At 59.5% G+C, this 20,482-nt stretch carries 23 protein-coding genes; 11 read left to right on the forward strand and 12 right to left on the reverse strand.

Annotated elements, in window-relative coordinates:
- Positions 1 to 119: 119 nt before the first annotated feature.
- The 3 genes from ACP3TY_RS22465 to ACP3TY_RS22475 form a co-directional block, all read right to left on the reverse strand.
- Positions 120 to 425, reverse strand: a complete 306-nt coding sequence (locus ACP3TY_RS22465; RefSeq protein ID WP_016984795.1) for a chaperone modulator CbpM — start codon at positions 423 to 425, stop codon at positions 120 to 122.
- Between the two features lie 23 nt (positions 426 to 448).
- Positions 449 to 1,399 carry a DnaJ C-terminal domain-containing protein gene (locus ACP3TY_RS22470; RefSeq protein ID WP_053116833.1) on the reverse strand — a complete coding sequence of 317 codons (951 nt, stop codon included), beginning with the start codon at positions 1,397 to 1,399 and terminating at the stop codon, positions 449 to 451.
- Positions 1,400 to 1,477: 78 nt separating this feature from the next.
- A complete protein-coding gene (locus tag ACP3TY_RS22475) occupies positions 1,478 to 1,693 on the reverse strand; it encodes a hypothetical protein (RefSeq protein WP_053116832.1) in 216 nt (71 codons plus the stop codon).
- Between ACP3TY_RS22475 and ACP3TY_RS22480 the strand changes: the two genes are divergently transcribed.
- The gene (locus ACP3TY_RS22480; RefSeq protein WP_426618521.1) at positions 1,692 to 2,960 is read left to right on the forward strand and encodes an Hsp70 family protein; all 1,269 of its coding nucleotides are present in this window, start codon (positions 1,692 to 1,694) and stop codon (positions 2,958 to 2,960) included. The two genes, ACP3TY_RS22475 and ACP3TY_RS22480, sit on opposite strands and share 2 nt — an antisense overlap.
- A gap of 120 nt (positions 2,961 to 3,080) precedes the next feature.
- Here the strand turns inward: ACP3TY_RS22480 and ACP3TY_RS22485 are convergent, their stop codons facing one another.
- The 3 genes from ACP3TY_RS22485 to ACP3TY_RS22495 form a co-directional block, all read right to left on the reverse strand.
- Entirely contained in the window at positions 3,081 to 4,094 is a 1,014-nt protein-coding gene (locus ACP3TY_RS22485) for an AI-2E family transporter (protein ID WP_008084262.1), read from the reverse strand.
- A gap of 169 nt (positions 4,095 to 4,263) precedes the next feature.
- Complete coding sequence (locus ACP3TY_RS22490; protein ID WP_053116829.1) at positions 4,264 to 4,569, reverse strand: PsiF family protein; 306 nt, start codon at positions 4,567 to 4,569, stop codon at positions 4,264 to 4,266.
- 63 nt (positions 4,570 to 4,632) lie between these two features.
- Positions 4,633 to 5,427: an AraC family transcriptional regulator gene (locus ACP3TY_RS22495; RefSeq protein ID WP_426618522.1), complete on the reverse strand. Its 795-nt coding sequence runs from the start codon at positions 5,425 to 5,427 to the stop codon at positions 4,633 to 4,635.
- 96 nt (positions 5,428 to 5,523) lie between these two features.
- On the opposite strand from ACP3TY_RS22495, the gene ACP3TY_RS22500 reads away from it, so the two are divergent.
- Positions 5,524 to 6,411: a DMT family transporter gene (locus tag ACP3TY_RS22500; RefSeq protein ID WP_426618523.1), complete on the forward strand. Its 888-nt coding sequence runs from the start codon at positions 5,524 to 5,526 to the stop codon at positions 6,409 to 6,411.
- 122 nt (positions 6,412 to 6,533) lie between these two features.
- Here ACP3TY_RS22500 and ACP3TY_RS22505 read toward each other — a convergent pair whose 3' ends face one another.
- The 3 genes from ACP3TY_RS22505 to ACP3TY_RS22515 form a co-directional block, all read right to left on the reverse strand.
- A complete protein-coding gene (locus ACP3TY_RS22505) occupies positions 6,534 to 7,412 on the reverse strand; it encodes an esterase/lipase family protein (RefSeq protein WP_426618524.1) in 879 nt (292 codons plus the stop codon).
- A 91-nt stretch (positions 7,413 to 7,503) separates the two neighbouring features.
- On the reverse strand, positions 7,504 to 7,809 hold the full coding sequence (locus ACP3TY_RS22510) for a DMT family transporter (protein WP_053116824.1): 306 nt from the start codon (positions 7,807 to 7,809) through the stop codon (positions 7,504 to 7,506).
- Entirely contained in the window at positions 7,810 to 8,448 is a 639-nt protein-coding gene (locus tag ACP3TY_RS22515) for an FMN-dependent NADH-azoreductase (protein ID WP_159815238.1), read from the reverse strand.
- A 109-nt stretch (positions 8,449 to 8,557) separates the two neighbouring features.
- Here ACP3TY_RS22515 and ACP3TY_RS22520 point away from each other — a divergent pair, with 109 nt between their 5' ends.
- Both ACP3TY_RS22520 and ACP3TY_RS22525 read left to right on the forward strand, forming a co-directional pair.
- Positions 8,558 to 9,487 carry a LysR substrate-binding domain-containing protein gene (locus tag ACP3TY_RS22520; protein WP_426618525.1) on the forward strand — a complete coding sequence of 310 codons (930 nt, stop codon included), beginning with the start codon at positions 8,558 to 8,560 and terminating at the stop codon, positions 9,485 to 9,487.
- 90 nt (positions 9,488 to 9,577) lie between these two features.
- Positions 9,578 to 10,111 carry a ferritin-like domain-containing protein gene (locus tag ACP3TY_RS22525; RefSeq protein WP_053116821.1) on the forward strand — a complete coding sequence of 178 codons (534 nt, stop codon included), beginning with the start codon at positions 9,578 to 9,580 and terminating at the stop codon, positions 10,109 to 10,111.
- Between the two features lie 298 nt (positions 10,112 to 10,409).
- Here ACP3TY_RS22525 and ACP3TY_RS22530 read toward each other — a convergent pair whose 3' ends face one another.
- On the reverse strand, positions 10,410 to 12,485 hold the full coding sequence (locus ACP3TY_RS22530) for an AsmA family protein (RefSeq protein ID WP_282358888.1): 2,076 nt from the start codon (positions 12,483 to 12,485) through the stop codon (positions 10,410 to 10,412).
- A 385-nt stretch (positions 12,486 to 12,870) separates the two neighbouring features.
- Here ACP3TY_RS22530 and ACP3TY_RS22535 point away from each other — a divergent pair, with 385 nt between their 5' ends.
- From ACP3TY_RS22535 to ACP3TY_RS22565, 7 genes are all read left to right on the forward strand, one after another.
- Positions 12,871 to 13,287 (forward strand): hypothetical protein, encoded by a 417-nt coding sequence (locus tag ACP3TY_RS22535; protein WP_426618526.1) that lies wholly within the window; start codon positions 12,871 to 12,873, stop codon positions 13,285 to 13,287.
- A 169-nt stretch (positions 13,288 to 13,456) separates the two neighbouring features.
- Positions 13,457 to 14,089 (forward strand): TetR family transcriptional regulator, encoded by a 633-nt coding sequence (locus tag ACP3TY_RS22540; RefSeq protein WP_053116818.1) that lies wholly within the window; start codon positions 13,457 to 13,459, stop codon positions 14,087 to 14,089.
- Between the two features lie 249 nt (positions 14,090 to 14,338).
- Positions 14,339 to 14,839: an urease accessory protein UreE gene (ureE, locus tag ACP3TY_RS22545; protein ID WP_400648074.1), complete on the forward strand. Its 501-nt coding sequence runs from the start codon at positions 14,339 to 14,341 to the stop codon at positions 14,837 to 14,839.
- The gene (locus ACP3TY_RS22550; protein WP_426618527.1) at positions 14,836 to 15,510 is read left to right on the forward strand and encodes an urease accessory protein UreF; all 675 of its coding nucleotides are present in this window, start codon (positions 14,836 to 14,838) and stop codon (positions 15,508 to 15,510) included. Before ureE ends, ACP3TY_RS22550 begins: the two co-directional genes overlap by 4 nt.
- A gap of 11 nt (positions 15,511 to 15,521) precedes the next feature.
- The gene (ureG, locus tag ACP3TY_RS22555; protein WP_053116815.1) at positions 15,522 to 16,136 is read left to right on the forward strand and encodes an urease accessory protein UreG; all 615 of its coding nucleotides are present in this window, start codon (positions 15,522 to 15,524) and stop codon (positions 16,134 to 16,136) included.
- A 27-nt stretch (positions 16,137 to 16,163) separates the two neighbouring features.
- Positions 16,164 to 16,736: a HupE/UreJ family protein gene (locus ACP3TY_RS22560; RefSeq protein WP_426618528.1), complete on the forward strand. Its 573-nt coding sequence runs from the start codon at positions 16,164 to 16,166 to the stop codon at positions 16,734 to 16,736.
- Positions 16,737 to 16,899: 163 nt separating this feature from the next.
- Positions 16,900 to 18,033 (forward strand): AGE family epimerase/isomerase, encoded by a 1,134-nt coding sequence (locus ACP3TY_RS22565; RefSeq protein WP_426618529.1) that lies wholly within the window; start codon positions 16,900 to 16,902, stop codon positions 18,031 to 18,033.
- 239 nt (positions 18,034 to 18,272) lie between these two features.
- Here the strand turns inward: ACP3TY_RS22565 and ACP3TY_RS22570 are convergent, their stop codons facing one another.
- Both ACP3TY_RS22570 and ACP3TY_RS22575 read right to left on the reverse strand, forming a co-directional pair.
- A complete protein-coding gene (locus tag ACP3TY_RS22570) occupies positions 18,273 to 19,178 on the reverse strand; it encodes a cation diffusion facilitator family transporter (RefSeq protein ID WP_282358704.1) in 906 nt (301 codons plus the stop codon).
- 175 nt (positions 19,179 to 19,353) lie between these two features.
- Entirely contained in the window at positions 19,354 to 20,118 is a 765-nt protein-coding gene (locus tag ACP3TY_RS22575; protein ID WP_426618530.1) for an SDR family oxidoreductase, read from the reverse strand.
- Positions 20,119 to 20,482: the final 364 nt, after the last annotated feature.

Genomic DNA, 20,482 nt, shown 5'->3' on the forward strand with positions numbered 1-20,482 from the left:
AACGATACCGCGTTATCGTTCTTCGCGAGCAGGCTCGCTCCCACAGGGAAATGCATTCCAAATGTGGGAGCGAGCCTGCTCGCGAAGAGGCCCGATCAGCCAATACACATCCTTCAGAATTACTCGACCACAAGCCGCCCCAACCGCTGCCGCAACATGCGGTTCTCGGCGCGCAATTCGCGAACCTCTTCCAGCAGATCCAGCGCCAGCGCGACGCCCTCCCACTCCAGTTCCAGGTCGCGCCGCAACTTGGCGGCGCGCTTGGCCAGGGCCAGTTCGTAGTCGGTGAAGCGCCATTCCCGGGGCTGCGCGCCCTGAGGTTCGAGGATGCCGTGTTCGACGATTTCGATCACGTAGACGTCCGACAGATCGGCCGCCTCACAGAATTCTGCCAGGTCCAGTTGAACGATCAGGGGGCTGCTCATGATGGGCTACTCCGTCGTCGAATTTAGAAGTTCTCTCGCGGATTGAAGGCGGCTTTGTTCGCCAGTTCCTGCCACAGCGCTTTGACCTCGTCATCGGACGCTTTCGGCATCACCGCTTTGAGCTGCACAAACAGGAAACCGCGTTCGCCAGCCTTGTTTTTCAGACCGTGTCCTTTGGCGCGCATGCGCTGGCCATTCTGACTGCCGGCCGGCACCTTGAGGTTGATCTTGCCGGTCAGGGTCGGCACGGCCACTTCGGTGCCCAGCGCCAGCTCCCACGGTGCCAGCGGCAGCGTGATGATCAGGTTGTCGCCTTCGACATCGAATTTCGGGTGCGGCGCAAAACGAATGGTCAGGTACAGATCGCCATTCGCCCCGCCACCGGCGCCCGGTGCGCCCTGGCCTTTAAGGCGGATACGCTCGCCGTCGGTCACGCCCGCCGGAATCTTCACGTTCAGGCTCTTCGTGGTGTTGCTGACGTGCTGGCCGTTGGCGTTGTATTGCGGCACCTGGAAGGTGACTTTCTTCGACTCGTTCGACAGCGTCTCCTCGAGGAAGATCGGCAGTTCCATTTCCACGTCTTGCCCTCGGCGCCCTGCACTGCGTTGTTGCCGACCTTCACCGCCACCGAAACCGGGGCCGCGATTGCCGAAGATCGAACTGAAAAAGTCCGAGAAGTCGCCGGTGTCCTGACCGCCGCCACCAAAGCCGCCACGGCTCTGCCAGCCCGGTGGCCCCTGGAACGGCTGACCGTGCTGGCCATAACGACGCAGCTCGTCGTACTCGGCACGTTTGTCGGCGCTTTTCAGCGCTTCATAGGCTTCCGACGCGTCCTTAAATTTCTCTTCGGCGTCTTTTTCCTTGCTGACATCGGGGTGGTATTTGCGCGCCAGCTTGCGATAGGCCGCCTTGATTGCCTTGTCGTCTGCTGTCGGCTCCACGCCGAGGATCTTGTAATAGTCTTTGAAGTCCATTGAAGGAATCACCATCCGTTATCGATTTCGCGCCGTTGCCAAGCATGCGCCGATTCGCGCGTGCCAGGTTGACCGATCTCAAAGTTGTGACCGGGTGGCGCAGCAGAAGTTTATCGGCAGTGGACGGCGGTTCTTGTGACCGCCGGTGGTTCTGCCGGCCCATGCCAGCAAGTTTGGGGCGAAGCTGCGATTTTCAACCAGTTTAGTCGCGAAATAGCTGATGACCGGCCTTCGATTCTGGCGCGCACTGACATACACTGCGCGGCCGTTTTTTTGACCGGAACCGAAAGACATGAAAGACGCCTCTCCAGCCCGTGCCTGCGGCATCGACTTCGGCACGTCCAACTCCACCGTCGGCTGGCTGCGCCCCGGCATGGAAACGATGATCGCGCTGGAAGACGACAAGATCACCCTGCCGTCGGTGGTCTTCTTCAACATCGAGGAACGCCGCCCGGTTTACGGTCGTCTGGCGCTGCACGAGTACCTGGAAGGCTATGAAGGCCGACTGATGCGCTCGTTGAAAAGCCTGCTCGGTTCCAAGCTGATCAAGCACGACACCAGCGTTCTCGGCACGGCGATGCCGTTCAAGGACTTGCTCGGCCTGTTTATCGGTCAGTTGAAGAGCCGCGCCGAAACTGCCGCTGGTCGGGAATTCGAGCAAGTGGTGCTGGGTCGTCCGGTGTTCTTCGTCGATGACGATCCGCTGGCTGACCAGGAAGCTGAAGACACTTTGGTCGACGTAGCCAAAAAGATCGGTTTCAAGGAAGTGTCGTTCCAGTACGAACCAATCGCTGCGGCCTTCGACTACGAGTCGACCATCGAAAAAGAAGAGCTGGTGCTGATCGTCGACATCGGCGGTGGTACCTCTGACTTCTCGCTGGTGCGCCTGTCGCCCGAGCGTCGCGGTTTCGATAACCGTCACGACGACATCCTCGCCACTGGTGGCGTGCACATCGGCGGTACCGACTTCGACAAACAGCTGAGCTTGCAAGGCCTGATGCCGCTGTTCGGCTACGGCAGCCGGATGAAGAGCGGCGCCTACATGCCAACCAGCCACCACATGAACCTGGCGACCTGGCACACCATCAACTCGGTGTATTCGCAGAAATCCAGCCTGGCGCTGGGCAGCATGCGATACGACATCGAAGACACCGGCGGTATCGATCGCCTGTTCAAGTTGATCGAACAACGCGCCGGCCACTGGTTGGCGATGGAAGTCGAAGAAACCAAGATCCAGCTGACCCACACCGACAGTCGCCATGTGCCGCTGGATCGAATCGAGGCCGGGTTGAGCGTGGAACTGAGCCGCGCGCTGTTTGAATCGGCGATCGATGCGCTGCTGGAGCGGGTACGCGGCAGTGTTACGCAGCTGTTGAACGATGCCGGAGTGGCGGTCGATCAGGTCGATACGGTGTTCTTCACGGGTGGTTCGAGCGGGATTCCGGCGCTGCGCAACAGCGTCTCGGCAATGCTGCCGAATGCGCGGCATGTTGAAGGGAATATCTTTGGCAGCATTGGTAGTGGTTTGGCGATTGAAGCCCGCAAACGCTATGGCGTTTAACGGCAGCTGCAAGCTTTAAGCGGCAAGCGGCAAGCGGCAAGTAAGAGCAAAAGCAAGAGCCTCTGCGGCTCTGGCTTCTGCTTTTACTTGTAGCTTGAAGCTTGCAACTCGAAGCTGCTGTTAAACCATCCCACCCAGCTTCAACTCACTCTTCAAATACGCGTAATAAATCGGCCCCGCCACCACCCCCGGCAGGCCGAACGCGGCCTCGAACACCAGCATCGCCAGCAGCAACTCCCACGACTTGGCACTGATCTGCCCGCCGACAATGCGCGCATTCAGGAAGTATTCGAGCTTGTGGATAACGATCAGATAACCCAACGCCGCCACCGCCACCCAGATCGACAGCGACAGGCCGACGATGGTGATCAGCGTGTTGGAAATCAGATTGCCGATCACCGGCAGCAGACCGAGCAGGAAGGTCAGCACGATCAGGGTTTTGGTCAACGGCAGCTTCACGCCGAACATCGGCAGGATCACCGCGAGGAAGATCCCGGTGAAGAAGGTGTTGAGCAAGGCGATCTTGATCTGCGCGAAGACGATATTGCGAAACGCTTGAACCAGCAGGTGCAGACGGTCGAACAGCGCCGCCGCCAGCGGTTTGCGTTTGGTGACGTCCGGCACGCGCTGCAGGGCGATGATCGCGCCGAGCACCATGCCGATCAGCAGCGTCACGAACATGTGCGCGGCGTCTTTACCGACCAGTTGCAGTTCGGAGAGATGCTTGCTCAGCCATTCGCCGATCGCTACACGGAATTCACCGGCACTAGCGGGCAGATAGGCGTCGATGAACGGCGGCAATTGCCCGCGCGCACGATCAACCACGCCCATGAATTTATCCAGTGAGGCACCGGGGTTTTCCGCTTCGTGCAGCAGGAAACTGATCGCACCAGCAAAGAGCAGCGCCAGCACACTGACCACCAACGTCCCCAGCAACGCCACCGCCAGCCAGCGCGCGCGGCGGCCTTCGATCAGCCGTTGCAGTTGCGGGGTGAGCATGTTGACCAGCTCGAACACCAACAAGCCGGCGAGCAGGCTCGGCAACAAGCGCAGCGGCAGCACCAGCAGCAAACCGCCGAAAATGATGATGCAACTGACCCAGAACACTACATGACGCTCAGAAAACGTTGGCATACAGCCTCAAAACGAACGGCGTAAAAGGATGGGCAGTCTGCCAGCGTTCCGGCGCCGAAGCGAGTACAGGCCCGGGTGCCTCGTCGCGCCGAAAAGATCGCAGCCTGCGGCAGCTCCTACAGGATCGCGGTCTCAGGTAGGAGCTGCCGCAGGCTGCGATCTTTTGCTCTTATTTTTTCTTCAGGCAATCACTCATAAACGCCTTGCGCGCATCGCCGGTCAGCGCTTTGGTTTTCGCATCGGCGTTACAGGTGGTCATTTTTTGCTGCTGCGGGGTCAGTTGCTTGCCGTCGTTAGCCGCAGGCGTTGCCTTGAGGCAAGTACTCATGAAGGTTTTGCGCTCATCGCCCTTGAGGCTCTTGGCGGTCGCATCGGCATTGCAGGTGGTCATTTTGTTTTGCTGCGCCGTGGCGGCGAAGCCCTGGGAACACAGGAGCAAACCAATCATCAACAAAGGCACACGCAACATCTTCATGGAGTTTTCTCCTTGTCGCCGCACCGATGGGTGCGGCCTCTGCAGGAGTGTAGTCAAAGCTTGTTACACCTTCCTGCCTTCCCAGTGGCTGCGTCGATACTGCTCCGGCGTGCAGCCCGCCTGTCGCGCAAACATGGCGATAAACGCCGAGCCACTGCTATAGCCAAGATCAAAGGCTATTTCCTGAACGCTACGCTGACCCTCCAACGCTTCGATCGCCGCAAGGTAACGCAGACGCTGACGCCACTCGCCGAAACTCATCCCCAGTTCCCGTACAAACTGACGCGCCAACGTGCGCTCACTGACATGCACTTGCGCCGCCCAATGCGCCAGCGGCTGGTTGTTGCCAGGCTCGGCCTGCAACGCTTCGAGGATCGCCAGCAAACCCGGGCTGCTCGCGTAGGGCAGATAACACTCGTGCACCGGCGCCTGTTGCAGTTGATCAACCAACACCTGCGCCAGTCGTTGATCGGCATCGAGTTGAGGAATTTTCACATCGCGTGCGGCGAAGTCCTTGAGAATCGCTTTGAGAATGTCGCTGATCGCCAGCGTGCAGGCGCGTCGGGGCAGATCGGCGCAAACCTTGGGATCCAGACACACCGCGCGATAGTTGACCGGTTGATGGCTGTAAAAACTGTGCTCGACCTGCGGCGGCACCCACACCGCGTACTGCGGCGGCGACATGAAGCGACTGCCGTCGACGTCCATGTGCAGCACGCCGTGCGCCGCGTATTCCAGCGTGCCCCAAGGATGGCGGTGCGGCGCGGCGAATTCGTGGGTGTTGAAATCGGCATAACGGAAGTACACCGCCGACGGCAGCTCGCTGAAATCCAGTAGATCGATGTGTTTACTGTTCATGCTGTCCGGTTTCAGAGGCAGGTTGTCCGGTTCGAAGTATAGGCCTGCATCCAGACAAGGGATAATTGCGACTCATCAACGTACTGGTTTCAACTCATGCAATACGCGTTTCCGCTGCTGGCGATTTTTATCTGGGCCGGCAATACCGTGATCAACAAACTGGCGGTCGGGGCGATTTTCCCCGCCGAGATCGGTTTCTATCGCTGGCTGCTCGCCGGGTTGTTGTTCACGCCGTTCATGCTCAAAGCGGTGATCGCGCACTGGCCGCAGATTCGTCCGAACCTGGGCAAGATTTTTGTCCTCGGTGTGCTGGGTATGGCGGTGTATCAGAGCCTCGCTTACTTCGCCGCAACCCTGACCACCGCGACCAACATGGGCATCATTTTGTCGCTGATGCCTTTGATGTCGCTGGCCATGGCAATCATCAGCCTCGGTCAACGTCTGACCGCCGGTGCGCTGGTCGGCGCGGTGCTGTCGTTTGCTGGCGTGCTGGTGGTGGTGTCGTCGGGCAGCCTTGGCGCGTTGCTGCAACACGGCCTGAACATGGGCGATGCGATGATGTTGATCGCGACGCTGGCTTACGCGATTTACAGCACGCTGCTGAAGAAATGGCAGCTGCGCTTACCGCCGCTGGTGTTGCTGTATTTGCAGGTGCTGGTGGCGATTGTCGTGTTGTTTCCGCTGTACGTCGCTTCGCCGAAAACCGGTTTGACCCTGCAGAACACTCCGCTGGTGTTGTATGCGTGCCTGCTGGCTTCTATGGTTGCGCCGTTGGCGTGGATGCAGGCGGTGCAACGCCTGGGGCCGAGCCGGACGACGTTGTTCTTTAATTTGCTGCCATTGATTACTGCGCTGATTGCGGCGGTGGTGTTGAAGGAGCAGTTGGCGATGTATCACTTGGTGGGCGGGTTGCTGACGTTGGGTGGGGTGATACTTTCTGAGCGTTGGACCACCGTGCTAGGCCATCGAATCAGCGTTGCCTGATGGAAAAGATCGCAGCCTGCGGCAGCTCCTACAGGTTGGGTGTCGGACACAAATTATGTGAACGCCTCAACATCATGTAGGAGCTGCCGCAGGCTGCGATCTTTTGATCTTGTTGTTCGCCCCTAAAGCCCCGCTGCCTCAAGGCGTGCCGCGTGCTCAACAAACAACCGCACCGGATCCGCGCCCTTGCCCACCAGCCCCAGCGACTGGTTAACAATGTCGAAATGATCCAGCGGATAATCATCGCCAATCACCGTGCCAAGGTGCGAGCTGTACCGCCCGACCATCCCGTCGCACTGCCCCGGCTCGCGCACAAAGGTTTTCGCGAACAAGCGACAACTGCGATTGGTTCCGTCAAACAGATTGCCGCCGCGATCGGTCTTGCCCGGCTGCAACGTCCCCGACCACGAGTAATAACGCACGCCGTTAACCTCTTCCGGCCCATGCCCGCCCCAGGTTTGCGGCAAGCCCTGTGGATAACGCTGGTTGAACAGCGCCACGCCCGCGGTGGTCAGCGAATGGTGCGAAGCATGGATATCCACCGGAAATCCCGGCCCGCGATAACCGGTCTCCAGCACCGCCATCAGCCACCCGAAAAGCCGTAGCAACGCCTCAAGCAGACGCCCCTTGGCGCTGTCCGCCGGGTAATGTTTTTCCAGATAATCCGCCAGCTCCGACCCATGATTGGGACCCGCCACCGACGTGACCGACGCCACCAGATCCGGGCGTTTCGCCGCGGCATAGCGCGCCGTCAACGAGCCCTGACTGTGGCCGAACAGGTTGACCTTCTGCGCGCCGGTCTCGCGCAAGATTTCGTCGATACGCGCGAGCAGTTGCTCGCCCCGCACCTCAGTCGAATTGAGCGGCGACACCTGAACCGCGAACACCGTCGCACCACCACGGCGCAAGGCTTTGATGATTCCGTACCAATACGGATAGAGCACTAAACGTACAAACCCGAGCATGCCCGGAACCAGCACCAGCGGATAACGCGTGGACATGGGCAAACATCCTTGTGGTCGGTGAGTGGATGCAAGGCCTGCAAAACGCCCGCCAAGCATCCTCCCTGATGATGACAACTCATCGACCAGCCTACTTCAGGCCCACCACCCCCGCCACAATCAGCCCCACCGACAGCAGTTTGACCAGCGTCAGGCTCTCGCCGAGCAAGGCAAAACCGAGGAACACCGTGCCCAGCGAGCCGATGGCCGTCCAGATCGGATAAGCAATACTCACCGGCAACTCGCGCATCGCCAAAGTCAGAAAGTAAATCCCGCCGATCGCCGCGATCACCGTGATCAGCGACGGCCACAGCCGGGTGAAACCTTCGGCGTACTTCATGCCCATGGCGAAGGTGACTTCAAAACCGGCAGCGATCAGCAGGAACACCCAGGCCACCTAGAACTCCCGGGCAAGGTCGAGCAAACGCTGCTCGGCCTCGGCCACCGACACCGCGAAGTTGCGTTCGGCGGATTCTTCACCTTCGGCGGCGACCACGCTGACATCGTTGATGCCGATGAAACCCAGCGCCGTGCGCAGCCATGGATCGGCGTGGTTCAGCGCTTCCAGTTCGCCACCGGGGCCGAAGCCGAATCCGCCGCGACTGGTGACGATCAAGGCTTTCTTGCCCTGTAACAGCGGCGTGTATTGGGCGACGCCGTTGTCCAGCGTGTGATCGAAGGTCAGGCCCAACCGCACGATCTGATCGACCCAGGCCTTGAGCCCGCTGGGTACGTTGAAGTTGTACATCGGCGTGGAAATCAGCAGCAGATCATGATCGAACAATTCGCCGACCAGTTGATCGCTGAGCGCCAGATCGGCCTGCATCGACAGAGGCCGGTTGTCGGGCTCGGGGTAAAACGCTGCGGCGACGAACGCTTCGTTGACTGCCGGAATCAATGCCCGCCCGACTTCACGGCGAGTGACTTGAGCCTGCGGATGGCGCACCTGCCAGGCGCTGAGAAAACTTTCCGCCAGACGGCGCGAAGTGGAACGATCACCACGGGGACTGGCATGCAGCACAAGAATCTTGCTCATCTGTACATTCTCCGGACTAGAATCAAACGGCTTGTGGCTTCCAGCTTGAAGCTCGCCATTACGTCTAAACAAATGAGCAAAAATCAGTCGGGATGAATTGATTTCATCCGTGGAGTTTTCAATGTTCGCCTCGCTGCCGCTGACCGCCCTGCGCGCTTTCGAATCTGCTTCACGTTTGTTGAGCTTTAAAGCGGCCGCCGAAGAGTTGTCGGTGACGCCGACGGCGATTTCCCATCAGATTCGTGCGTTGGAGGACTGGCTCGGGCTTGCTCTGTTCGAACGCCTGCCGCGCCAAGTACGCCTGACCGAGGGTGGCCAGCGATTGTTTCGCAGCCTGCACGGCGCGTTGCTGGAAGTGGCGCAAAGCGTCGACACCCTGCGCCCGCAACGCAGCGTCAGCAGCCTGACGTTGTCGACCACGGCCGCGTTTGCAGCGTTATGGCTGGTGCCGCGTCTCGGGCGTTTTTATGCGCAGCATCCGAACATCAACGTGCGCCTCGATACCCACTGCGAGGTCATCGATTTGCATCAGGACGCCAGCGTCGATCTGGTGCTGCGTTACAGCCTCGACGACTATCCGAACCTGTATGGCTTGTGCCTGTTCGATGAATCCTTCGGCGTCTACGGCTCACCGGAGCAAGTGGCACTGGCCGCGCGGCGCACGCCAACATTGATCAGCGTGCATTGGCATAACTCGAAGCTCTACGCCCATGGCTGGCAAGCGTGGTGCGCAAAGGCTGGCGAAAACTGGCTCAAACAGTCGCCGGCGAACCGCGAGTACGACGAAGAACATTACGCCCTGCAAGCGGCGATCGCCGGGCAAGGCCTGGTGCTGGCGAGCAATATTCTGGTCTCGGAAAGTGTCGCCAGTGGTCTGCTGGTGCCTTACAAAGCCGACGTTGTGGTGGATGGCGCCGGGTATAGCGCGTTGTGTGTGCCGGGCCGCGAACGACATCCGCCGGTGCGCGCATTTTTTGCGTGGTTGCGCGAGGAGGCGGCGTTGTCGGGGCTGACGCCGAGGACGCCGCAAATTGCATAAAACTTTTTGCTTCGCTCATGACTCACAACTTGGGTAGCGACCACGGCCGCAGAACGTGGCGCCCATCGGATTAGCCTCCTGGAGATCGAAATGAGCGACGACCTGCATCTGTCAGATGTTCAAACACTGCGCGAACGTGCGCGCCAACACGTCGAGAACGGTGCTGTAACTGAAGGCTACAGCGCTGACCGTGAGGAGGTGCTGCGCTTGCTCAACGAATCGCTGGCCACCGAACTGGTCTGCGTGTTGCGCTACAAGCGCCACTATTTCATGGCCAACGGCGTTAAAGCCCATGTGGCTGCCGAAGAATTTCTCGAGCACGCCACCCAGGAAGCCGAGCACGCCGACCGTCTGGCCGAGCGCATCGTGCAATTGGGCGGCGAGCCTGAGTTCAATCCCGACCTGCTGTCGAAAATGTCCCACGCGCAATACGTGGCAGGGAACACCCTCAAAGAGATGGTTTACGAGGATCTGGTCGCTGAGCGGATCGCTATCGACAGCTACCGCGAGATCATTCAGTACATCGGCGAGAAAGACCCGACCACACGGCGCATCTTCGAAGACATCCTCGCGCAGGAAGAAGAGCACGCCGATGACATGGCCGACATCCTGAACGACCTCTAAACCCGATAAATCGCCTTCGCGAGCAGGCTCGCTCCCACATTTGAAATGCATTCCAATGTAGGAGCGAGCCTGCTCGCGAAGAGGCCGCAACAAAAGCACAAAGATCGCAGCCTTCGGCAGCTCCTACATGAGAATGCATTAACTGATCGTTCCCACGCTCCGCGTGGGAATGCAGCCCGGCACGCTCTCCGTGCCTTTTTAATGCCGAACGCGGAGCGTCCGTAGAGGCGTTCCCACGCAGAGCGTGGGAACGATCGGCGTAGGAGCTGCCGAAGGCTGCGATCTTTTGATCTTGCCCTTATTTAGTGGGTTTAACCGTTACCGGGGCTTTCCCTTCCTTCATCTGCTCCAGCAGGGGCGCACACTGATTCGGCTCGCCACCACTCGGCGCCACCAACGCCAGCAACCCCGCCGCCGGTGCCGCAATCACGCCTAATGCCACCATCCCCGCACCGCGCAACAGCAACGGCACTGGTTTAACCCCGGCGTCCGGCTTGATGAACTTGCCGCGCACGTACAGCGGCGAACGCAGGGAAATCAAACGCCAGCCCTTCGATTCCGGGGTCACCGTCAGATCCAGTTGCTCGGTGGCCATGTTCGCCGTGCCATCGATATAAATGATCGCGTTCTCGGTATCGAAAACAAACAGCTGCGTCGTCGCCAGACCGGTTTTGATGTCAAAGTCCGCCGCCGCACAGTTGATCTTCACTTCCTTGTCGCCAAAGATCTTGCCGACCACGTAGTTGCCGACGTTAAGCCCGGCCAGCTCCATCAATTCACGGCTGATCGCGCCGTCGTTGATCAACATCTTCAACTTGCCGTTGGCGCCGCCCAGCAATTTCGCCACCGAGTTGCCGCGACCGCTGATATCGGCGTCGCCATTCAGCTCACCGAAACTGGTCTTCATCGGTTCAAAGGTCGGGAACAACTCTTTGAGCTTGAAGCGGCGCGCGGTGAGTTTGGCCTGGCCTTCCATCGGTTCGGTGCGGCCGTTGAGACGGATTTGTGCATCGAGATTGCCGCCAGCGACGCCGAAGCGCAGCGGCTGCAAGCTCAGTTCGCCGTCGTTGAGCACCAGATGCGTATAGAGGTCATTGAACGGCAGCTTCTCGCTGTGGACGATGCGCTTGCCGGTGAACTCGACGTCGGCATCCATCGCGCGCCAGCGGTCGGTCTTGAACTCCTCGACCGGCAGCACTTTATCCGCCGGTTGCTTGCTGTCGCCGCCACGGGCCTTTTGCTTGTCATTCGAATCCGCGCCGATCAGCGGCGCAAGGTCGGCGAATAGCAGTTGATTGGAAACCAGCGCACCGCTGAGTTTTGGTCGCGGCTGGGTAGCGGCGTAAGTCAGGTCGCCATGGATGTCGCTGTTGCCGATCTTGCCGTTGAATTTTTCGTAGGTGAATTTCGCTCCAGCGGCGTCATGCAGCTTGGCGATCAAATGACCGTCGGTGGAATACGGTGGCGTATCGGGCAACGTGACGCCGGTCAGCGGATAGAGATTGCCGAGGCTGTCGCCGGCCAGTTTCAGGCGCAGATCAAGGGCACCGAGATTCATCGGGTCGGTCAGGGTGCCGGCCAGTTCGATGCGGGTGTCGCCGATCTTCGCCTGGGCTTGCAGCGGAAACGGTTTGCTCGCGTCCTGCAAGGCCAGCAAGCCGCCAATCTTGCCCTGGCCAGTAAGGTTCTGGCCGTGGTATTGGCCTTTGACCTTGAGCGCAAACGCGTAGTCCTGCGGCGCGCCGCCCTTGTCCTGCGCGGTTTTCGCCGCTTTGTCGCCAACGATGTCGCTGTACGGAATCGGCTTGCCCAGCGGATCGATCAGCACATCGAGATTGGTTTTCAGGGTCTGGTCATCGAGGGTGACGTGACCCTTGTCGAAACCGATGGCGCCGATGTCGACCACCCAGCTCGACGGTTCAGCATTCGGATCCTTGGGATCAAACTTGAACACCCAGTTGGCGCGACCATCCGCCAGCCGTTGCAGATCGGCGTTGGGCTCGGTCAGGTCGATTCGCGGAATCACCACGCGTTGCGCCAGCAGCGCCAGTGGCGAGATGCGCAGTTCGACACGTTTGAGGGTGACCATCTGCGGTTTCTTCGACCAGTCCGGATTGCCCAGGCTCAAATCCTCGGCAACCACATGCGGCCACGGCACCCAGGCGCGCCAGCCGCCTTCATCCGGCTCGCGCTGCCAGATCACCGCGAGGTTGCCATTGATGGCAAACGGTCGGTGCAGTTCTTCCGAGACTTTGGCGTTGAGCGGCGGTTTGATCCGGTTCCAGTCGAAGAACACGATGATCAATACCAGCACGGCCAGTAGCAGCACGAGGATGGCGAAGGTCCAGCTGAAGATTTTTCCAGTGCGCGTCATGCACAAAACTCCTGATCACGACCCCTCACCCAAAACACGGTGAAAGGCTGAAACGGCGGGCCAAAGCGGCCCCTATGAAAACTGTGACTGGCAAAAGGCCCGCAGGTTTAACCGAAAAGCCGATTAAGACGGAAAAACCCGGGCGAATTCTGACCGATCAGTCGAACAGCGTTACCGCGACCCGCACTTTTGCGAGGCGCGAGTGGGTCGAAAATACCCACCTCGGTGCAAAACCGATGCTCTGAAAGGCCCGATCTAGAGCCTCCCGCCAGAACAATCAATTCTGTTGATTATTACCATTGCGTTTATGAACTTTTATATCGACTTATCGAGAGTAGCATTGCCCTCGTACCCACTTTATCGCCCTCCCAAGGAGCAACCCATCATGAAACGCCAATTACTGCTTAGCCTTACCCTCTCGATGCTGGCCAGCACTGCTTTCGCTCTGCCTGCCGCCGAACAAGCCACGCCACAAGTAAAAACCAGCTACTCGGTGTTCAGCCAGACCGTTGCTGCCGACGGCTCCGACCACACCAAAGGCTCCCTCGCTGAAGACGGCTACGACAAAACTCCACAGGGTCAAGCTGTAGCAGAAGGCGGTCGTGATCGCCTGGAAGAAAAAGGTCTGGTCGAAGATGGCTACGACAAAACCCCTCAAGGTCAGGCTGTCGCCGAAAACGGTCGCAACCGCCTCGAAGAAAAAGGCCTGGTTGAAGACGGCTACGACAAAACCCCACAAGGCCAGGCTGTTGCCGAAGGTGGTGGTGATCGTGTGATCGAACGCAACAGCGCTGTGAGCTGAGCCCATGGTGGCCCAGAAAAAAAGCCCAATCGACGGATTGGGCTTTTGACTTTTCAGGCCCCGGTAAAACATCCCGCAAAAATCCCCGCTGCACCGTCCTGCCGTTCGACGCCGATAAAGCCGATTTGCTAGAGTGCGGCGCTTGTCCCGCCGAAGAACACACTCTGCGATGCTGCCCCGCGCCGAACAGAAGCAACAGACCCGCAACGCCTTGATGGACGCTGCCCGCCACCTGATGGAAAGCGGCCGAGGATTCGGCAGCCTGAGCCTGCGCGAAGTGACCAAAACCGCCGGGATCGTGCCCACCGGTTTCTACCGGCATTTTGCCGATATGGACGAACTGGGTTTGGTGCTGGTCAGCGAAGTCGGTCAGACCTTCCGCGAAACCATCCGCCTGGTACGCCACAACGAATTCGTCATGGGCGGCATTATCGATGCCTCGGTGCGGATCTTTCTCGATGTGGTCAGCGCTAATCGCTCGCAATTTCTGTTTCTCGCCCGCGAGCAATACGGTGGTTCGCTGCCGGTGCGGCAAGCCATTGGTCGGTTGCGCGAAAACATCAGCTCCGACCTTGCATCGGATCTGACGATGATGCCCAAGCTCCAGCATCTCGATGCCGATGGCCTGAGTGTGATGGCTGATCTGATCGTCAAATCGGTGTTCGCCACCCTCCCCGACATCATCGACCCGCCCGCCGAAGCGCTGCCGGAGCATCTGACGCCACAGGCGAAGATCACTCAGCAGCTGCGTTTTATCTTTATCGGCCTGAAGCATTGGCAGGGCCTGGGCAGTACCGAGTAAAGATCAAGAGATCGCAGCCTTCGGCAGCTCCTACAGAGATTGCGTTTCATGTAGGAGCTGCCGAAGGCTGCGATCTTTTTTTGCCCGCTGCAAATTGGTGCATGTAAAAACCTTCATGCACCAAAACCTTCCAAATCCCCGCAACATCTTGAAACATCCAGTGCGCTCCGACAGGGATTTCCTACATCTCGTCCGATTGGCAAGCCCCTTGCTCTAGAGCAACCATTGTCCATAGCTGGAAGTTTCCCGATGCTGGTGATTCACCGCAGAATCGACCCTCAACCCGTCTGGGCCGCCGAGTTGCACCTGACCTTCGAAGCGCGGAGCAAAAGCCGTCTGCGCTGTTTCAGTGCTGAAGGTGAAGACGTCGGGTTGTTTTTGGAGCGCGGTCAGCCGCCGCTGTATGACGGCGAATGCCTACAGGCTGAAGACGGCCGCATCGTCCGCGTCTGCGCCCGCCCCGAGCAGTTGCTGCACGTCACCTGCGCCAGCGCCTTCGAACTGACCCGTGCCGCTTATCACCTCGGTAACCGCCATGTCGCCCTGCAGGTCGGTGACGGCTGGCTGCGCCTGCTCGACGATTACGTACTCAAGGCGATGCTCGAACAATTGGGCGCGCAGGTTTCAGCCATCGAAGCACCGTTCCAGCCGGAACATGGTGCTTATGGCGGCGGCCACCACCATTCACGACACGGCGACGAAGACTTCAACTACGCGCCGAAACTCCATCAGTTCGGCGTCCGCCTGTGAATCCGGCCTGGGCGCTGCTGCGCCTGGCCAGTCCGCAGTTGCCGATTGGCGGCTACAGCTATTCGCAAGGCCTGGAAATGGCGGTGGATAACGGCCGGGTGAAAAACCCGGACGACGCCCGCCGCTGGATCAGTGACCAGTTGCTGCTGAATCTGTCGCGCTTTGAGGCGCCATTGTTGCTCGCGCATTGCCAGGCAGCGGCGGATGAAAACTGGAGCGAGTTGCTGATCCTCTGTGAAAGCCATCGCGCCAGCCGCGAGACCCGCGAGTTGCATCTGGAGAGCCGGCAGATGGGCTACTCGTTGCAGCAATTGCTCAACGGTTTGCCGGAGCTCGACGCGCCTGCCCGTGATTTTCTCGATCAACGCACTGAACCGCATCTGGCCTTGTGCTGGGCGCTGGCTGCACGCGCCTGGGGCATCAGCCCGCAAGACGCCCTCGCCGCGTGGCTGTGGAGTTGGCTGGAAAACCAGCTCGCGGTGCTGATGAAAACCCTGCCGCTGGGCCAGCAAGCCGCCCAGCGCCTGACCAGCGAATTGCTGCCGTTACTGCAACAGGCACAGCAGGACGCGACCCGAATCAATCCCGAACACATCGGCAGCGCCGCGTTCGGCCTGTCCCTGGCGTGCATGGCCCACGAGCGCCAGTACAGCCGCCTCTTTCGCTCCTAGGAGAAACATTCATGAACACACAACCTCTGCGCGTCGGCATCGGCGGCCCGGTCGGTTCCGGCAAAACCGCGTTGACCCTGGCCCTGTGTCTGGCCCTGCGTGAGCGCTACAACCTCGCCGTGGTCACCAACGATATCTACACCCGCGAAGATGCCGATTTCCTCGTGCGCAATGAAGCCCTCGCGCCGGAGCGGATCATCGGCGTGGAAACCGGCGGCTGCCCGCACACGGCAATCCGCGAAGACGCCTCGATCAACCTTGAAGCGGTCGATCAACTGAACCGGCGCTTCCCGGGGCTCGATCTGATTCTCGTCGAGTCGGGCGGCGATAACCTGTCGGCGACGTTCAGCCCGGAACTGTCCGACCTGACCATTTACGTGATCGACGTTTCCGCCGGCGACAAGCTGCCTCGCAAGGGCGGGCCGGGGATCTGCAAATCCGATCTGCTGGTGATCAACAAGATCGACCTGGCGCCGCTGGTGGGCGCCTCGCTGGAAATGATGGACAGCGACACCAAACGCATGCGCAACGGCAAGCCGTTCGTCTTCAGCAACCAGAAAACCGGTCAGGGTCTGGAAGCCATCATCGCCTTCATCGAACGCCAGGGCCTGCTGACCGCAGCCTGATTTAGTTATCAACAAGGAAGCTTATTCATGACACTTAAACGCATTCTCGGCGCGGTTGCGCTGCTGCTGACCCCGGCGCTGGCCTTCGCCCACCCGGGCCACGGCGACAGTGGTTTGATCGCCGGTATCAGCCACCCGATTGGTGGCCTCGACCACTTGTTGGCGATGGTTGCCGTCGGTTTGTGGGCGGCGCAGCAACAAGGCGCGGCACGCTGGGCGCTGCCGTGCACGTTTGTCGGCACCATGCTGATTGGCGGCCTGCTCGGGTTTGAAGGGCTGGAACTGCCGGCGCTGGAAAGCGGGATTGCTGCGTCGGTGCTGGCGCTGGGTCTGGCGGTGGCATTGGCCGTGCGTCCGCCGTTGATGATGGCGGTGCTGGCGACGGCGGTGTTTGCGTTGTTCCATGGTGTGGCACATGGCTTGGAATTGCCTGATATGAGTAACCCGTGGGCGTATGCGGCGGGTTTTGTGGCGGCTACGGCGGTGTTGCATGCGGCGGGTTATGCGCTGGTGCGTTTTCTGCCTCAGGCTGCTGCGCCGTTGGTTCGTCTTGCAGGTGCGGCTTCGGCAATCACCGGCGCCTGGCTGCTGGCCGGCTAAACGGCTGATCTCCTGTAGGAGCTGCCGCAGGCTGCGATCTTTTGACTTTATAAAGCCAGATCAACAGATCGCAGCCTGCGGCAGCTCCTACAGGGTCGTCACCCAACCGATGCTCTCTGCTACCATGTCGCGCAATCGCCCCAGCCCGTGACGACGCCCGCCCATGCCCCACGCTTCCCGCTCCACCTCCCTGCCTGAATTGACCGCCCTGTTCGGCGCTGTGCAACAGCACTTCGTCAACGTGATCGTGCCCCTCTGGCAAGGCCCGGGCTGGAACGCCGACATGGCGTTGCCCTATGAGGCGCTGGACGCCACGCATCAACCCTTGCCACCGCAACGCTACCGAGCGATGGCCTGCGCGCGGCAGTTGTATCTGTTCTCCAGTCTGATCGGGGTTGTGGATAACGCTGACGTTCGCGCGGCGGCGCTGTTCCGCTCCTTGCAACGGCACTTTCACGATGCCGACCACGGCGGCTGGTTCTACAGCATCGATGCGCAGGGCAAGCCGCTGGATCAGCGCAAGGATCTCTACACCCACGCCTTCATCCTTTTTGCCTGCGCGCACTACTGGGGCAAATCCGGCGATCCGCTGGTCGAGTCGACGCTGAATGCGGCGCTGGAAATCATTGGCCGGCGCTTTGCCACCGGTGATGGGTTGTACGAGGCGTGCCTGAATCGCGACTGGATCACCCTGGAAACCGGCCCGCTGCAAAACCCGTTGATGCACCTGGCCGAAGCGTTCCTCGCCACGCTCGCCGTTCGCGAAGATGCCCAGACCCAAACCGCGTTGCTGGAGTTATGCACAGCCATGCACAAGCGCTTCGTCGATCCGCAACATGGCGTGTTGATGGAGAAACCGCTGGGGGCTGTGGATAACTGGTACGAGCCGGGGCATCAGTTCGAATGGTATTTCCTGCTCGAGTCGTCGCCGTTGCTGCGCGGCTCGAAACTGCATGCGGCGCTGGATCGCGCGTTTGCGTTTACTGAGCAGCATGGCGTGGAACAGCCGTCAGGCGCGGTGCGGGCGATGCTCGATCTGCGGCAGGATGGGCAGCCGAAGGATTCGACTCAACGAATCTGGGCGCAGGCGGAATATTTGCGCGCGCTGACGTTGCGTCAGGGCAGCGAGGCGGTGGTGTTGCGTCAGTTGCAGGCGTTGCAGCAGCGGTTTCTGCATGCGGGTGGCTGGCATGAATGCCGGGATGAGCAGGGTGAGGTGAGTCGCAAGGACATGCCTTCGACCACGCCGTATCACCTTGCGACGTGCTATAGCGGCCTGGATGAATATTTGCGCTGATCTCATGGCAAAACAGATTTACTGGGTGGAAGAGATCTACTGTGGCGAGGGGATTTATCCCCGATGGGGCGCGTAGCGGCCCTGAAAAAAGAGCGGGGCTGCTGCGCAGCCCATCGGGGATAAATCCCCTCGCCACAATAAATCCCCTCGCCACAATAAATCCCTTCTCTACAGTAAATCCCTTCTCTACCTAAATCCCCTGCATCACAAATCTATTCTCAACAGCAATCAGGGTTACATCAGGCAATCCACTTCTTGTCGCCGGTAAAGCTGATAGTCAGCCACCGCGCTGCATCCGGCTTGCCCAGCTTCGCCGAAATTTCCTCGCGCAACGCGTCCAGCTGCCCGACATGGCTCAGTGCATAGTCCGCCGGCAACACCACATGAATCTCGATAAACCGCGCCCGTCCGTGCTTCTGCACGTACGACACGTAATCGTCGAAACCATGCTCAGCCTTCGCCTCTTCCATCACCTGACGCACCTGATCATCCAGCGTGTCGGGGGCGATGCCCAATACATCGCGTAACGCCGGCCCAAGAATCTTGAACGCCGGCGGCAACATGGTCAGCGCCAGCACGATCAGGATCAGCGGGTCGACATACACCGCCCACTGCCCATAACCCTGGGATTTGAGCAGCAGTGCCGCGAGGAAACTGATCAACAGGCCTACGGACAGCATCGCGTCCACCAGCCAGCTGATGTTGTCGAACTGGATCAGGGTCGATTTGAGCTTGCGGTTACGCTGTCGGACGTAGAAGAAATAGGCGAACTCGACCACGGTAAACACGGCGGCGTAGATGATCACCAAGCCCAACTCGATCTCGCGACCACCGTTGATGATGCCAAACACACCGTTGAGAAACGCATAGATCGCGATCAACAGCAGGAAACTGCCTTCGATCAGCAGCACCATCGGCTCCAGATGCCAGAAACCGAACTGGAAGCGGTGATTGCTTTCCTTGGCGATCAACTTGGCAGTGATCAGCATCAGGACTTTGATGAAGGTAGCGATCAGCGAGAAAAAACCATCAAAAAGGATGGATTGCGAACCAGAAACAAAACCGGTGACGATCCCGGCGATCGCCACGGCGAACATCAGAATGGTCGATTGTTTGAGCAGCGACTGCTCACCTCGGTTACTCACTTTGACTCCTCGAAAAACCTGGAAAACCGCGGGGTGCGGTTGGGTTGTTGCGAGGGGAGTTTACCTTATCGCCGTGTTTTGGCCGATTTGGCCTCATCGCGGGCAAGCCTTGCTCCTACACCATCGTACAAATCCGTAGGAGCAAAGCTTGCTCGCGAAGAACGATAACGCGGTGTCAGGCCTTGTTACGCTCAATCGCAAAGCCAGCCCAGGTCTGGCTCACCGGCATCAACTCCAGGCTGTTGATGTTGATGTGCGCCGGCGTATTCATCACCCAGAAAATCGTCTCGGCGATGTCCTGCGGCTGGATCGGCTCGGCACCGGCGTAGGTCGCGTTGTAACGCTCCTGATCGCCGGCAAAACGCACCAGCGAGAACTCGCTCTCGCACAGCCCCGGCTCGATGTTGCTGACGCGCACGCCGGTGCCCTGCAAGTCGCAACGCAGGTTCAACGAAAACTGCTTAACGAACGCCTTGGTCGCGCCGTAGATATGGCTGCCCGGGTACGGGTAGTTACCAGCGATCGAACCGAGGTTAACGATGCCAGCGCCACGGCCATGGGCGATCAAACGCGGCAGCAGCAAACGCGTGGCGTACATCAGGCCTTTGACGTTGGTGTCGACCATGGTGTCCCAGTCGTCCAGATCGCACTTCGGCGCAGGATCAACGCCCAGCGCCAGACCGGCGTTGTTGATCAGGCCATGCAGCTTGGCGAACGATGGCGGCAGATTGGCTATCGCCTCCTCCATTGCCTTGCGATCACGCACGTCGAGCACCAGACCGTGCACTTCGGTCTGCTTCGACAATTCGGCGCACAGTGCATTAAGGCGTTCTTCACGACGGCCGGTCAGCACCAGTTTCCAGCCAGCCTCGGCGAAACGACGGGCGCAGGCTTCACCAAAACCGGACGTTGCGCCGGTGATAAACAGGGTGTTGGACATCGTGTTCTCCTTGATTCGGCTACCGAGGCAGCCCTTGGAATAGAAAATCAGCCAGCAGCATGCCCGGCCCGCGAATATCGGGCAACCACCGCCTCCGTGTAGGAGCTGCCGAAGGCTGCGATCTTTTGATCTTGAAAAACAACATCAAAAGATCGCAGCCTTCGGCAGCTCCTACATGATCGAACAAAAAATGATCAACCGTAGGAACGCCATACAGGGCGTGGCCTGTAGCCATGTGCGCGCATGTTATCCACAGTCCCTTCCACAGTTTCCGGGGGCAAGTGGAAACGCGCAAAGCCGCGCCGTACAAGGCTTTGCGGGGGAAATAGAAAGTTTTTTGCTTGACCCTGAAGCGGCAGATGTG

It is taken from the genome of Pseudomonas rustica, assembly GCF_049959085.1.
Lineage (GTDB): Bacteria > Pseudomonadota > Gammaproteobacteria > Pseudomonadales > Pseudomonadaceae > Aquipseudomonas > Aquipseudomonas rustica.

Coding starts and splice junctions, on each gene's coding strand:
- ACP3TY_RS22465 (WP_016984795.1), bottom strand. CDS start 425: ATGAGCAGCCCCCTGATCGTTCAACTGGACCTGGCAGAATTCTGTGAG.
- ACP3TY_RS22470 (WP_053116833.1), bottom strand. CDS start 1,399: ATGGACTTCAAAGACTATTACAAGATCCTCGGCGTGGAGCCGACAGCA.
- ACP3TY_RS22480 (WP_426618521.1), top strand. CDS start 1,692: ATGAAAGACGCCTCTCCAGCCCGTGCCTGCGGCATCGACTTCGGCACG.
- ACP3TY_RS22475 (WP_053116832.1), bottom strand. CDS start 1,693: ATGTCTTTCGGTTCCGGTCAAAAAAACGGCCGCGCAGTGTATGTCAGT.
- ACP3TY_RS22485 (WP_008084262.1), bottom strand. CDS start 4,094: ATGCCAACGTTTTCTGAGCGTCATGTAGTGTTCTGGGTCAGTTGCATC.
- ACP3TY_RS22490 (WP_053116829.1), bottom strand. CDS start 4,569: ATGAAGATGTTGCGTGTGCCTTTGTTGATGATTGGTTTGCTCCTGTGT.
- ACP3TY_RS22495 (WP_426618522.1), bottom strand. CDS start 5,427: ATGAACAGTAAACACATCGATCTACTGGATTTCAGCGAGCTGCCGTCG.
- ACP3TY_RS22500 (WP_426618523.1), top strand. CDS start 5,524: ATGCAATACGCGTTTCCGCTGCTGGCGATTTTTATCTGGGCCGGCAAT.
- ACP3TY_RS22505 (WP_426618524.1), bottom strand. CDS start 7,412: ATGTCCACGCGTTATCCGCTGGTGCTGGTTCCGGGCATGCTCGGGTTT.
- ACP3TY_RS22515 (WP_159815238.1), bottom strand. CDS start 8,448: ATGAGCAAGATTCTTGTGCTGCATGCCAGTCCCCGTGGTGATCGTTCC.
- ACP3TY_RS22525 (WP_053116821.1), top strand. CDS start 9,578: ATGAGCGACGACCTGCATCTGTCAGATGTTCAAACACTGCGCGAACGT.
- ACP3TY_RS22530 (WP_282358888.1), bottom strand. CDS start 12,485: ATGACGCGCACTGGAAAAATCTTCAGCTGGACCTTCGCCATCCTCGTG.
- ACP3TY_RS22535 (WP_426618526.1), top strand. CDS start 12,871: ATGAAACGCCAATTACTGCTTAGCCTTACCCTCTCGATGCTGGCCAGC.
- ACP3TY_RS22540 (WP_053116818.1), top strand. CDS start 13,457: ATGCTGCCCCGCGCCGAACAGAAGCAACAGACCCGCAACGCCTTGATG.
- ureE (WP_400648074.1), top strand. CDS start 14,339: ATGCTGGTGATTCACCGCAGAATCGACCCTCAACCCGTCTGGGCCGCC.
- ureG (WP_053116815.1), top strand. CDS start 15,522: ATGAACACACAACCTCTGCGCGTCGGCATCGGCGGCCCGGTCGGTTCC.
- ACP3TY_RS22560 (WP_426618528.1), top strand. CDS start 16,164: ATGACACTTAAACGCATTCTCGGCGCGGTTGCGCTGCTGCTGACCCCG.
- ACP3TY_RS22565 (WP_426618529.1), top strand. CDS start 16,900: ATGCCCCACGCTTCCCGCTCCACCTCCCTGCCTGAATTGACCGCCCTG.
- ACP3TY_RS22575 (WP_426618530.1), bottom strand. CDS start 20,118: ATGTCCAACACCCTGTTTATCACCGGCGCAACGTCCGGTTTTGGTGAA.